The sequence below is a fragment of the Mesorhizobium sp. Root157 genome (genome assembly GCF_001427385.1).
In the GTDB taxonomy this organism is placed as follows: Bacteria; Pseudomonadota; Alphaproteobacteria; order Rhizobiales; family Rhizobiaceae; genus Mesorhizobium.
Map to the genome: position 1 here is coordinate 197,671 of NZ_LMGJ01000033.1, position 11,957 is coordinate 209,627.

The 11,957-nt window shown below is 61.0% G+C and carries 12 protein-coding genes; 2 read left to right on the forward strand and 10 right to left on the reverse strand.

The genetic code is table 11. The features are described from left to right. Positions 1-22: 22 nt before the first annotated feature. Together ASD64_RS15100 and ASD64_RS15105 are read left to right on the forward strand one after the other, a co-directional pair. On the forward strand, positions 23-1,255 hold the full coding sequence (locus tag ASD64_RS15100) for a phenylacetate--CoA ligase family protein (RefSeq protein WP_056106438.1): 1,233 nt from the start codon (positions 23-25) through the stop codon (positions 1,253-1,255). 302 nt (positions 1,256-1,557) lie between these two features. After that, positions 1,558-1,764, forward strand: a complete 207-nt coding sequence (locus ASD64_RS15105; RefSeq protein WP_056106635.1) for a hypothetical protein — start codon at positions 1,558-1,560, stop codon at positions 1,762-1,764. 261 nt (positions 1,765-2,025) lie between these two features. Here the strand turns inward: ASD64_RS15105 and pcaF are convergent, their stop codons facing one another. The 10 genes from pcaF to ASD64_RS15155 form a co-directional block, all read right to left on the reverse strand. After that, on the reverse strand, positions 2,026-3,231 hold the full coding sequence (pcaF, locus tag ASD64_RS15110; RefSeq protein WP_056106440.1) for a 3-oxoadipyl-CoA thiolase: 1,206 nt from the start codon (positions 3,229-3,231) through the stop codon (positions 2,026-2,028). Continuing rightward, the gene (locus ASD64_RS15115; protein ID WP_056106442.1) at positions 3,224-4,027 is read right to left on the reverse strand and encodes a CoA-transferase subunit beta; all 804 of its coding nucleotides are present in this window, start codon (positions 4,025-4,027) and stop codon (positions 3,224-3,226) included. The genes pcaF and ASD64_RS15115 overlap by 8 nt, the downstream gene beginning before the upstream one ends. Continuing rightward, complete coding sequence (locus ASD64_RS15120; protein WP_056106444.1) at positions 4,024-4,881, reverse strand: CoA transferase subunit A; 858 nt, start codon at positions 4,879-4,881, stop codon at positions 4,024-4,026. The genes ASD64_RS15115 and ASD64_RS15120 overlap by 4 nt, the downstream gene beginning before the upstream one ends. Before the next feature lie 32 nt (positions 4,882-4,913). Further along, complete coding sequence (locus ASD64_RS15125; protein WP_056106447.1) at positions 4,914-5,630, reverse strand: ABC transporter ATP-binding protein; 717 nt, start codon at positions 5,628-5,630, stop codon at positions 4,914-4,916. Next, on the reverse strand, positions 5,611-6,375 hold the full coding sequence (locus ASD64_RS15130; protein WP_056106449.1) for an ABC transporter ATP-binding protein: 765 nt from the start codon (positions 6,373-6,375) through the stop codon (positions 5,611-5,613). Before ASD64_RS15130 ends, ASD64_RS15125 begins: the two co-directional genes overlap by 20 nt. Further along, positions 6,372-7,376 carry a branched-chain amino acid ABC transporter permease gene (locus ASD64_RS15135; protein WP_056106451.1) on the reverse strand — a complete coding sequence of 335 codons (1,005 nt, stop codon included), beginning with the start codon at positions 7,374-7,376 and terminating at the stop codon, positions 6,372-6,374. The genes ASD64_RS15130 and ASD64_RS15135 overlap by 4 nt, the downstream gene beginning before the upstream one ends. Then, positions 7,376-8,239, reverse strand: a complete 864-nt coding sequence (locus tag ASD64_RS15140; protein WP_056106453.1) for a branched-chain amino acid ABC transporter permease — start codon at positions 8,237-8,239, stop codon at positions 7,376-7,378. The genes ASD64_RS15135 and ASD64_RS15140 overlap by 1 nt, the downstream gene beginning before the upstream one ends. Positions 8,240-8,301: 62 nt before the next feature. After that, positions 8,302-9,474, reverse strand: coding sequence for an ABC transporter substrate-binding protein (locus ASD64_RS15145; RefSeq protein ID WP_056106455.1), 1,173 nt, complete (start codon positions 9,472-9,474; stop codon positions 8,302-8,304). A gap of 146 nt (positions 9,475-9,620) precedes the next feature. Beyond that, positions 9,621-10,790 (reverse strand): 4-hydroxybenzoate 3-monooxygenase, encoded by a 1,170-nt coding sequence (gene pobA / locus ASD64_RS15150; protein WP_056106457.1) that lies wholly within the window; start codon positions 10,788-10,790, stop codon positions 9,621-9,623. A 99-nt stretch (positions 10,791-10,889) separates the two neighbouring features. Further along, entirely contained in the window at positions 10,890-11,942 is a 1,053-nt protein-coding gene (locus ASD64_RS15155; RefSeq protein WP_056106459.1) for a 3-carboxy-cis,cis-muconate cycloisomerase, read from the reverse strand. Positions 11,943-11,957 lie beyond the last annotated feature (15 nt).

Below are 11,957 nucleotides of genomic sequence, written 5' to 3' on the forward strand. Positions count from 1 at the left end.
GCAGTAGAGGTTACAAGGACCGATGTCCGGACATTATAGCGCTGAAGAAATCCAGGAACCGGCTGCCCGCGAGGCGGCATTGTTCGCCAGGTTGCGCACGCTTCTCAACGGTGCACAAAGCGGCGCGCCGGCGCTGCGGCAGCAACTGAAAGGGGTTGAGATCGAGTCGCTTGGCGATCGTGCCGCGCTGCAGAAAATCTCCGTGATCCGCAAGAGCGACCTGCTTTCGCTGCAAGCCGGAAATCCGCCCTTTGCCGGATTGACGGCGGTCGGTGCCGGTGCGCTGAAACGGCTGCTCGTTTCACCCGGCCCGATCTTCGATCCGGAAGGCCATGGCAAAGATTGGTGGGGCTCAGCGCGGGCCTTCTTTGCCGCAGGCATGCGCGCGGGCGATATCGTCCACAATGCATTCAGCTACCACCTGACGCCCGGCGGGCACATCATGGAATCCGGCGCCCATGCGCTCGGCTGTGCCGTCATCCCGGCCGGCGTCGGCAACACCGACCAGCAAGTCGAAGCGATCGCCGTACTCAAGCCCTCCGGCTATGTCGGGACGCCGGATTTTCTGAAGATCCTGCTCGACCGGATGGCTGCCGGGAACATTGCCAATCCGTTCAGGCGGGCCGTCGTGTCCGGTGCCGCCTTCCCCTCCTCCTTGCAGAACGAAATTGCCCACCAGGGCATCGACGCGTACCAAGCCTATGCAAGCGCTGAACTCGGCGTGGTCGCCTATGAGACCCCGGCCCGCTCGGGGCTGGTCGTGAATGAAGGGCTGGTCGTCGAGATCGTGCACCCGGGCACCAACGAGGCGCTCGCCGAAGGCGAAGTCGGCGAGGTGGTGGTCACGCGGCTCAACGCGGAATATCCCTTGTTGCGCTTCGGCACCGGCGACCTGTCCCGTGTCCTGCCGGGAACGAGCGCTTGCGGTCGAACCAATTTGCGCCTCGCGGGCTGGCTGGGACGTGCCGACCAGCGCACCAAGGTCAAGGGCATGTTCGTCGACCCTGCCCAGATAGCGGCGATTGCAAGGAAATTTCCTGAACTTGGCCGCCTTCGCCTCGTCGTGACCCGGACAGCCGAGCAAGACGCGATGGTTCTAAGGGCCGAGGCGGCCTCGGCCGGCGGCGAGCTTTCGGCAGCTCTGGAAGCGGCCCTGCTTGCCTCGACCAAGATGAAAGGCGCCATCGAAATCGTGCCGGCGGGCAGCCTACCGAACGACGGCAAGGTGATCTCGGACGAGCGGCCGATTTCCTGAAATTGCGCTGAACAGTTTCAGCAGCAACCCGGGTCGTGCGAAGGCGGTCAAAATTGACATTCGCCGTCATATGGCCGAGACATCTTTCATGCGAAAAGTTTCCTTTGCCATCTTCATCGTCCGCAAGGGCAGCCTTCAAACAGGCTGACTGCCTGGTGCTGCTACCTGCGAGGGCAAGAGCGGCGCCAGGATAGAGGAATCCACCACATCAGACGAGCCTGCCGCCTGCTGTTTCAGCTGCTGCGCTTTTGATTTGCGCGCGCTCGTACGCATGGCGGTCGCCCAATTTTGGATTGATCAAGATGACCTTCAAGTACAGCTTCACATTCCCCATCAACGGCCCGAACAAGTTGCCTCGCTTCAAGCGCTGGGCTGCGGAGCATGCTCCAGAGGTGGAAGTCAGCCTTCCGCCTCAGGTCCCGGTAAAGAGCACCGCTATGACCATCCGCCTCAAATCCGCCGAGGATCGCCACAAGCTTCTGAACAAGTTGGCCGACGCCAGCCTTTAGGAAACCTGTGCACGGGCAATGGTTGCGCAGTTGCAAATCTCGTACGGCCCCCGGCCGTCCTTCCCTCGGGCTTTGGACTGCCCGAGGGTCTGCCAATCGGGGCCAACAGATTCGCCATCTGACCACGCCCGGCACGGCAGCGCCAAGACGACAGAGGCAGTCGGTCGAGCGCGGAGCAATCATCTATAAGAGCGTCAGAATTCGGTAGTGTCTTAGACACTACCCAGAATTCAGTGCCGTTGACTTGGTTCTGGTTTCAACTCACGGACGTGCGAGCGCAATGGCAATGCCTTGGCCAACGCCGATGCACATCGTAGCAAGAGCGAGTTTGCCAGCCCGCTCCTTCATCTCCAGTGCGGCGGTGCCGGTAATACGCGCGCCGGACATGCCGAGCGGATGACCCAGTGCAATGGCACCCCCGTTAGGGTTCACGTGCTCCGCATCCTCGGCGATGCCGAGTTCACGCAACACGGCAATGCCTTGAGAGGCGAATGCTTCGTTGAGTTCGACGATATCGAAGTCGGATGGACCTATCCCGAGATGAGCACAGAGCTTCCGCGTCGCGGATACCGGACCGATCCCCATGATACGAGGGGGAACGCCGGCTGACGCGCCAGCCAGAATGCGGGCAATCGGTGTAAGCCCGTATTTCGCGGCAGCCGTTTCAGACGCGACGATCAGCGCCGCAGCACCATCGTTGACGCCCGACGCATTGCCTGCCGTTACCGTGCCACCCTGGCGGAACGGCGTTGGCAGTTTGGCCAGCGACTCGACCGTTGTACCGGCGCGCGGATGCTCGTCCCGAGTAACGACGATCGGGTCGCCTTTCCTCTGCGGGATCGCAACCGGGACAATCTCTCTGGCGAGGCGCCCACTCTCCTGTGCCGCGACCGCCTTGTTCTGGCTGCGCGCTGCGAAAGCATCCTGATCGGCCCTGATGACTGAAAACTCCTCAGCCACGTTCTCGGCTGTCTCCGGCATGGAATCGACGCCGTACTGCTTCTTCATCAACGCATTGACGAAACGCCAGCCAATGGTCGTGTCATGGATTTCAGCATGGCGCGAGAATGCGGTCTCGGATTTGGGGATGACGAAGGGCGCCCTGCTCATCGATTCCACACCGCCGGCGATCAGCAATTCGGCCTCGCCCGACTTGATCGCGCGCGATGCCGAAATGATGGCATCCATGCCCGAGCCACAAAGGCGGTTTATGGTGGAGCCAGACACCACTTGCGGCAAGCCGGCCAGAAGCAACGACATGCGAGCGACGTTTCGGTTGTCTTCCCCGGCCTGGTTTGCGCAGCCATAGATCACGTCATCGACCGCCGCCCAGTCTACACCCGGGTTGCGCTCGATCAGGGCCTTCATCGGGACGGCCGCAAGATCATCGGCACGAACGGCTGACAGCGATCCACCAAAGCGGCCTATCGGCGTGCGGACGTAGTCGCAGATGAAAGCCTCAGCCATCAATGGATCCTTTGCTGGTAGAAGCGCCCTTGTGCGCGGCGTCGGTGCGCGCCTTGAGATCGCGTAGTGTTTGAAGTTCCATCGCCGTTGGCACGGGTGTGTCTTCCAAGGCGACGGCAAACTTGACCTTCCAGCCGCAAGTCTCCTGAACCATCTCCCGCGTTACGCCGGCATGGAGCGAGACGACGGTAAACTCCTTGGTCACGGCATCGGGCTTCCATATGGCAAGGTCGGTTATCAGCAGGGTAGGCCCTTTGGTCTCGATCCCGAGGCGATGGCGATGATCTCCACCTTCGCCATGTCCAAAGGAAGTGAAGAAGTCAATCTTCTCGACCATGCCGCGCTTCGACTGAGCCATGGTGATAAAGATTTCCTGGGATGAGGTGGCGATCTCCGGTGCCCCGCCACCGCCCGGCAAGCGTGTCCTGGGGTGGACATAGTCGCCGATAACGGTGGTGTTGATATTACCGAACCTGTCGATCTGTGCGGCTCCGAGAAAGCCTATCGAGACACGGCCGCCCTGCAACCAGTAACGGAACATCTCCGGCACCGAGACGGTGGCGGTTGCCGTGTCACATAGTTCGCCATCGCCAATCGACAGTGGCAGCACGCTTGGTGCGGTTCCTATCGTGCCGCTCTCGTAGATGAGCGTGATGTCGGGCGCATGGGTCAGCCGGGCCACGTTGCAGGCGGCGGAAGGGGCGCCGATGCCGACGAAGCAGACGTCATCGTTGCCGAGCGCGCGCGACGCCGCGATGGTCATCATTTCATTGGGGGTGAAACCGGGTTCGCTCATGCCTCGCTCCTCAGATGCTCTACACGGGCCGCGAAGGCGTCAGATGTCCTTGCGATGACGTTTTCCTGCATCCAGTCGCGGAAGCGATCCCGATCGGCCGAAATCCTGTCCCATTCGAGATAGGAGGCGTTGTCGCGGACATAGTAGCCGTGGGCATAGGATGGGTGGGCCCCGCCGGGTGCGACCGAGATCGCCTTGACAGTCCAGTTCGGTAAAACCGTCAGGTTCGGATGCAAATCGTCGAAGTTCTCGACCACTTCTTCCACGGTGACGACGGCGCGTTTGGCTGCGAGCACCGCTTCCTTCTGGATGCCTATAATGCCCTCGATCAGGACATCGCCTTTGCGGTTTGCCTTCTGTGCATGGATGAAGGTCACATCGGGCCTTACCGCCGGCACGGCGGCGAGCCGCTCGCCGGTAAACGGACACTCGATGAACTTGATATTGGGATTGACCTCGGCAAGGCCGGCGCCGCGATAGCCACGAAAGATCGCGCAAGGCAGGCCGGCAGCACCCGCCTCATAGGCATTGGCCATTGCAGCATGGCTATGCTCCTCGATCTCGACCTTGTGCGGGAAGCCGTTTTCGACAGCATCGCGCAAACGTCGCAGAAGACCGACACCCGGATTGCCCGCATAGGAAAAGACAATTTTTTTCGCCATGCCCATGCCGATCATCTGGTCATAGACGATGTCGGGGGTCATCCGCACCAGGGTCAGATCCTTGAAGCCTTGGCGGATCGCCTCATGCGCAGCAGCGGTGGGAATGAGATGGGTGAACCCTTCGAAGGCCGCCACGTCGCCATCTCGCAGGTTTTCTGCAACAGCTTGCGACAGGGGAAGAAACCTGGCCATTTTTGCTTTCTCTCTTGGTAACGGAAACAGGCTCAATGCAGACTGCCGACGCCCAGCAGCTTTTCGACCGTTTCGGGATTGGCGGATAATTCGGCAGGCGTTCCGGACCACGCTATCCGGCCGCGCTCCATGATTATGACGCGATCAGCAAAATCGATCGCGCTCTGGATACGCTGCTCGATAAGGAGAATCGTCATGTCGCCGGCAGCCGCGAGTTTCGAAAAGGCCGCCATCAGTTCTTCGCATATGACTGGCGCAAGCCCCTCCAGAGGCTCGTCCAACAGGAGCACTGTCGGCTTGCCCAGAATGCTGCGCGCGGTCGACAGCATCTGCTGCTCGCCACCTGAAAGCTGAGAACCGAGATTGTTGCGGCGTTCCTTCAGGCGCGGGAACAAATCATAGGCCTCGCCAATGGCCGAACGCGCACGGTCCTTCAATCCGACCTGGAGGTTCTCCTCGACCGACAGCGATGGAAAAATGCAGCGCGCCTGCGGCACATATCCAAGGCCGGCCCGAGCACGCGAGGCGCTTTCGAGGTCACTCAGGTCCTTGCCATCCAAGCGGATGGTACCGCCGTATCGGCGGGTCTGGCCGGCGATCGTGGCAAACAGCGTGGTTTTTCCCATGCCGTTGCGTCCGAGCACGGCAAGACGTGCGCCGGCCGGAACCGCGAAGGTGACACTCTCCAGCACACGCGTCTGCCCATAGCCGGCGCTGAGATCGGCGACTTCAAACGGAGCTGCGGGCATTGGCGTAGTTTCCCAAATAGGCCTCGCGCACGCGCGCGTCCTTGGCAACATCCTGCGGCGTGCCGTCAAAAATTATCGTGCCGGCGGCCAGCACCACCACACGCCTTGCAAACCGGAAGACAAGGTCCATATCGTGATCGATCATCAGGACTGCGAGGTCGTCCGGCAGCCCGGCGAGGGCCTCTTCGATACGGGAGGTATCGCTCTGCGGCACTCCAGCGGCAGGCTCGTCGAGCAGCAAGACATTCGGCTTCAGTGCGAGTGCCAGCGCGATTTCCAGAAGGCGCTGCTGGCCATAGGCAATTTCACTCACCTTGTGATTGGCAATATGGTCGATGCCGAGTGCCTTCAAACCCTCGCTCACCTCAGCCATCACATCCGGCATGGCGCCGAAATTGCCGAAGACGCGGCCTGAGCGCCCTGTTCGCTGCAGGACTGCCAATGCCACATGCTCTGCCGGCGTCATGTCCGAGAAAAGGCGCGTGACCTGAAACGAACGCACCAGCCCTTTCCGCACCCGTGCGGTCGGTCCCAGCCGGGTGATATCTGCGCCGCGAAGGGCAACGCTCCCGGAATCCGGGGGCATATGACCCGTGACAAGATTGATGAAGGTCGTCTTTCCCGCTCCGTTGGGTCCTATCAAGGCCACCCTGTCACCTTGTTCCATCGACAGGGAAATGCCGTTGGCGACAGTCAATCCGCCAAAGGATTTGTTGAGGTTGTTCACCTGGAAAACGGCGTTCATCGCTTGTTCCAAACGCGATGGAGAAGCTGCGTGGCGGTCCCGTAAAGGCCGTTTGGCGCGAACAGCACGACGGCAATCAGCAGCGCCCCGATGATGGTCAGCCAATGGAACGGATTGATTGCCGAGACGAAGTCCTCGAACCACATGAAGGTGAGGGTTCCGACCAGCGCGCCAAAGAGCGAGCCGGTTCCTCCGACAACCAGCATGACCAACGCTTCGGCCGAAGTGGTAAAGCTCAAGCTGTCGAGACCGACAACCTGCGTCGAGATTGCATTGAGCGCGCCCCCAAGACCGGCCACCGCACCTGAAATTGCGTACATGCGCAGCAATGTTCCATTGACGGAAGCACCCATGGCGCTGACCCTGACAGGGTCCTCCCTGATACCGCGGCAGAGCATGCCGAAAGGCGAGCGCACAAGCAGGCGCAACAAGACGAAAACCACCGCCAGAATGGCGATGCCGAAGACGTAAGCCGTCCGCCCCCAGAGGTCGAAGCCGAAAATGCCGAAAACCGGGTCAGGCGAAATGCCCGCCAGACCGTCGCTGCCGCCGGTCCAGTTGGATGCCTTGTTTGCGGTTTCGTGGAACAGATAAACGATGGCGATCGAGAGAACCAACTGCGCAAGCCCGCGACCGCGCAGCATGATCGCACCTGCGAGGAGCCCGGCTGCAGCACCACCCACGGCGCCGACTGCCGCCATGGCGAACGGATCGGTGATATCGAAATGGACCGCTGCGATGCCCGCCGCGTAGGCGCCGGATCCGAACAGGGCGGCATGGCCCAATGTGGCGATGCCGCAATAACCGGTGACGAGATCGAGCGAAAGCACGAGAAGGGCAATTGCGGTGATGCGCGTCAGAAGTGCCAGATTGTTGGGGAACAGGAGATAGCCGATCCCGGCGACCGCGAGGACCGCGGCAAGTCCCATCAGGTCGCGCAGAAGCCAATTGGGGCCTGCGTCCACCTTGCCTTCAGCGGCTATGGCGCGTTGTATCGCCATCAGCTCCTCCTGCCGAGGATGCCGTTCGGGAAGACGCATACGATCGCGATCACCGCAAGATAGAAGAAGAACTCACCATACTCCGGCACAAGATAGCGTCCGGTCGTGTCGATGGCGCCAAGAACCAGACAGGCGACCAGCGCGCCGGGTATCGAGCCGGCTCCGCCCACGGAGACGACCACCAGGAACGTCACCATATAACGCAAGGCGTAATAAGGCTCGATCGGCAACAGTTCAGCACCGACAATGCCCCCGAAAGCCGCCAGGCCAACCGCGACCGCAGAGCTGACCGCATAGACGATCTTGGTCCTTACGCCGAGCGAGGCGGCCATGGCTGCGTTGTCGACCGAAGCACGCAGCTTGACGCCAAAGCTGGTCTTGTCGATGAGCACCCACAAGGCGCCAGCCACCACAATGCCGCAAGCGATGGCGAACAGCTTGTGTGCAGCTATCGAGCGGAAGCCGAGATCGACCGGCCCGCGCAGCGTTTCAGGCAGCGGAATGGTCTTGAGCGTCGGGCCGAAAACGTAATTGGCAATGCCGATCACGCAAAAGGTCAATCCAATCGTCATCAGCACCTGCGTCAATTCCGGAGCGCCATAGATGCGGCGGAAGAGAAAGCGTTCGATCGGAATGGCGATGAGGATAGTGCCGACAACCGCCAGCAGAATGGCCACGCCATAGCCGAGACCGAGTATCTGGGTGGCGTAGGAGGCAATATAGCCGCCGATCATGGCAAAGGCGCCGTGTGCGAGATTGACCACGCGCATCAAGCCCATGGTTACCGACAGGCCTATCGAGATGACGAACAGCACCATGCCATAGGCAAGAGCATCGGTCCCGACACTGAAAACGGTTTGCATAGTTCTATCCAGCGAGGCGCCCGCGAGCCGATGGCCGCGGGCGTCGAGGTTGGAAGGACGACTTACTTGGCTGCGGCCAGGCCGGGATCACCCTGCTTCTCGAAGGTCGCAATCTCCTTGTTGTAATAGGTGCCGTCATCAGCCTTGGCGACTTCGCGCAGATAGATGTTTTGCGTGATGTGACGGGTCTCACCATCAATCGACACAGGCCCACGCGGGCTTTCCCAAGCCATGCCTTTCACGGCATCGACAGCCTTCTGCGCATTCTGTTCGCCGCCCGTCGCCTCAATCATCTTGTAGATGACATGCATGCCGTCATAGGCGCCAACCGAAGGGAACGACAGTTCGGCCGGGTTGCCGATGGCCTTGCGCGCCGCTTCGACGAACGTCTTGTTCTCAGGCGAGTCGTGCGAGATCGCGTAGTGGAACGTCGTCAGCATGCCGAGAGCGGAATCGCCGAGCGCCGGCAGATCGGATTCCTGCGTCAGGTCACCGGGCGCGAGAAGCTGGATGCCCGCTCCCTTGAGGCCATTGTCGTTGTAGGATTTGACGAAGCCAAGCGTCGTCGGGCCGGAAGGCAGGAAGGCAAACACGGCATCGGCGCCCGAATCCTTCACCCGCTGCATGATCGGGCTGAAGTCGTTGGTCGACAGCGGCATGCGGATCGAATCCACGATCTCACCGCCCTCGGCCTTGAACGTCGTGGTGAAGGCAGCTTCAGAATCGACACCAGGCCCGTAGTCGCTGACCACCGTAATGACCTTCTTCACCCCACGTTCCTTGGCCACCTTGGCCATCGGCGCGGATGTCTGCCACAAGGTAAAGGAGGTGCGCACGACATACGGGCTTTTGGTGACGATTGCCGATGTCGCGGCGTTCATGATCACCAGCGGTACGTTGGCCTGTTCCAGCAACGGGGTCACGGCCATGGCATCCGGCGTAAAGTAAAAGCCTGCAAGGTATTGCACGCCTTCCTTGACCACCAATTCCTGCGCCAGCGCCTTTGACTGGGCCGGATCGGCCTGAGGCAAATCGCGGTAGATGATCTCGATGTCGTCATCGCCGACCTTGCTTCCGTTCAAAGCCATGTAGGCATCGATGCCGGCCTTGAAATTCTTGCCCTGGATGGCGAACGGCCCAGAGAACGGCCCCACGACACCGACCTTGACCGTATCGGCAAAGGCCGAACTGCAAAGTGCGACGGCTGCGACCGCGCTCAACAGAATCTTCTTCATGTTTCCTCCACCATGTTTGCCGGCTCTGGTTCGCAGCCGTGCACTCCCCTTCTCGTTGCAAATGTCATCTTCAAAACGGTAATGTAAAATGAAAAGAAATGAGGAACATATAATCTACAGGCTATATCTTTGATTGAAGCCTGCCTTCAATAAGGCAATCCGACATAGTTTTCGGCGAGAGAAGCGGCGGCAGCCTGCGAGTGAACGAGGTAGTCGAGCTCGGCTTCCTGAATTCGTTGCCCGAAGGCGTCAGTGTCGGGAAAACGATGCAGCACCGTGGTCATCCACCAGGAGAACCGTACGGCCTTCCACACGCGAGACAAAGCCTTTAGCGAATAGGCATCAATGCCCGCCGATGATTTTTCGAGATAGTGCCCGCGCAGGCCTTCAAACAGGTAGTGCACGTCACTGGCCGCCAAGTTCAGACCCTTGGCGCCGGTCGGCGGCACGATATGGGCGGCATCGCCCACCAGCGACAGGCGGCCGAACTGCATCGGCTCGGCAACGAACGAACGCAGCGGCGCAATCGATTTCTCGAAGGAAGGGCCGGTCGTCACCCCTTCCGCGGCTTCCTTCGGCAAGCGGCGGCGCAACTCGTCCCAGAAGCGTTCGTCGCTCCAGTCTTCGATCCTGTCGTCAAGCGAGCACTGGACATAATAGCGGCTGCGATGCTCCGAACGCATCGAGCACAGCGCAAAGCCGCGCGGATGGTTTGCATAGATCAGCTCATGATCGGCAGGCGGCACCTCGGCCATGATGCCCAGCCAGCCGAACGGGTAGCTGCGTTCATAGGTCCGCACAGTGTCCTGCGGAACCGCCTGGCGACTGACGCCATGGGAACCGTCACAGCCGGCAATGAAATCGCAATCGATGCGATGGCTGATGCCGTCCTTGTCATAGGTGACATAAGGAGCATCGGTATCGAAATCATGCGGCTGGACGTTCGCGGCCTTATAGATGGTGGTCAAGCCACTCTCGTCGCGCTTGTCCATCAGGTCGTGCGTGATCTCCGTCTGGCCGTAGACGGTCACGTGCTTGCCGGTGAGGCCGGTGAGATCGATGCGGTGCAGGCGATTGTCGAATGCAAGCGAAATGCCTTCATGCGGCAGGCCCTCGGCATGCATGCGCCGGCCAACGCCCGCCTCGTCGAGCATGTCGACCGTGCCTTGCTCCAACACGCCGGCGCGCACGCGGCCCAATATGTAGTCACGGCCGACACGGTCGAGGATGACGTTGTCGATGCCATTGCTGCCCAGAAGCTGGCCAAGCAGCAGGCCCGACGGGCCTGAACCGATGATGACGACCTGCGTGCGCATGGTTTTCCTTGCTGCCCCCTTTGACCGGACCGTCCGTAGGCCTTGTCGATCATCGCAACCCCGGTGGGACCTGACGTCAGGTTCCCACAGAAGACGCCGTTACGTGCCTATGGTGCCGATCTGCCCGAGAAGTGACGCCGCATGCCTGAGAGCGCCGGCGGTGGCGGCAACCATCTGCGGCAGCAGCAGCCATTCCAATGTCCAGGCAGCACCCGAACGCTCCTGTTCGTGCACGAGTGCCTGATGCATGCCGGAAAGCTGTGTGGCGTTGAACCGCGCCAGCGCGACCAGAACCTCCGCAGCAACCGGGTTATGCTTGTGCGGCATGGCGGAAGACCTGCCGCCGCCGGTAAGCTCGATTTCGCCGCCTGTCTGCGCCATCAGGGCAATGTCCTGCCCGATCTTGCCGAGACTGGCGGTAACAAGCGACAAAATCCCGGCGAACTCGGCAATTCGGTCGCGCTGGCTGTGCCATTGCGGCGCGTCCGCGAGCCCGAGCTTTTCCGCCAGCGACGCCCGCACGGCAGGTCCTTTTCCTCCAAGCTTGTCGAGCGTGCCGACAGCGCCGCCGAACTGTACGGCCAGAAGCGAATGTTTTTGCGTTTCCAACCTGACGTGATGGCGCGACAGCGGCTCCCGCCACGCTTGAAGGCGATCCGACACCTTGATCGGGAGGGCCGGCTGCATACGCGTCCTGGCCATCAGCTTTCGGCTGGAGCAGCGGGCCTCAAGCTCGGCAAGCCCTTCGATAATTTGCGATAGCGCGGCTTCAAGATGCGTGACGGTCGGCTTCAGCCGCAGCACAAGACCGGTATCGATCGCGTCCTGGCTGGTAGCCCCGAAATGCACCGCCTTGTCATGCGGCTTGCCGACCGCCTCGCGCAACTGCCTGACCAGTTCCGGCACCACCACGCCGTCTTGGCCGACCCGCTCGCGCAAGGCGGCCATATCCGGCTTGAACGTCTTGCATGCGGCCACGATTGCAGCCGCAGCTTCCGCTTCGACAATTCCATTGGCCGCTTCCGCCACGGCCAGCGCCCGTTCGAAGTCGAGGATCGCCGATATTTCGGCCTCGACCGAGAAGTACCGCGCGATCTTCTCGTCTCCGACAAGGCTGGACAGGAGCAAATGATCGAAAGGAGAAAAGGACATGGCGGCCCGAATGCT

Coding starts and splice junctions, on each gene's coding strand:
- ASD64_RS15105 (WP_056106635.1), top strand. CDS start 1,558: ATGACCTTCAAGTACAGCTTCACATTCCCCATCAACGGCCCGAACAAG.
- ASD64_RS15120 (WP_056106444.1), bottom strand. CDS start 4,881: ATGGCCAGGTTTCTTCCCCTGTCGCAAGCTGTTGCAGAAAACCTGCGA.
- ASD64_RS15155 (WP_056106459.1), bottom strand. CDS start 11,942: ATGTCCTTTTCTCCTTTCGATCATTTGCTCCTGTCCAGCCTTGTCGGA.
- ASD64_RS15125 (WP_056106447.1), bottom strand. CDS start 5,630: ATGCCCGCAGCTCCGTTTGAAGTCGCCGATCTCAGCGCCGGCTATGGG.
- ASD64_RS15135 (WP_056106451.1), bottom strand. CDS start 7,376: ATGGCGATACAACGCGCCATAGCCGCTGAAGGCAAGGTGGACGCAGGC.
- ASD64_RS15130 (WP_056106449.1), bottom strand. CDS start 6,375: ATGAACGCCGTTTTCCAGGTGAACAACCTCAACAAATCCTTTGGCGGA.
- ASD64_RS15115 (WP_056106442.1), bottom strand. CDS start 4,027: ATGAGCGAACCCGGTTTCACCCCCAATGAAATGATGACCATCGCGGCG.
- ASD64_RS15100 (WP_056106438.1), top strand. CDS start 23: ATGTCCGGACATTATAGCGCTGAAGAAATCCAGGAACCGGCTGCCCGC.
- pcaF (WP_056106440.1), bottom strand. CDS start 3,231: ATGGCTGAGGCTTTCATCTGCGACTACGTCCGCACGCCGATAGGCCGC.
- pobA (WP_056106457.1), bottom strand. CDS start 10,790: ATGCGCACGCAGGTCGTCATCATCGGTTCAGGCCCGTCGGGCCTGCTG.
- ASD64_RS15140 (WP_056106453.1), bottom strand. CDS start 8,239: ATGCAAACCGTTTTCAGTGTCGGGACCGATGCTCTTGCCTATGGCATG.
- ASD64_RS15145 (WP_056106455.1), bottom strand. CDS start 9,474: ATGAAGAAGATTCTGTTGAGCGCGGTCGCAGCCGTCGCACTTTGCAGT.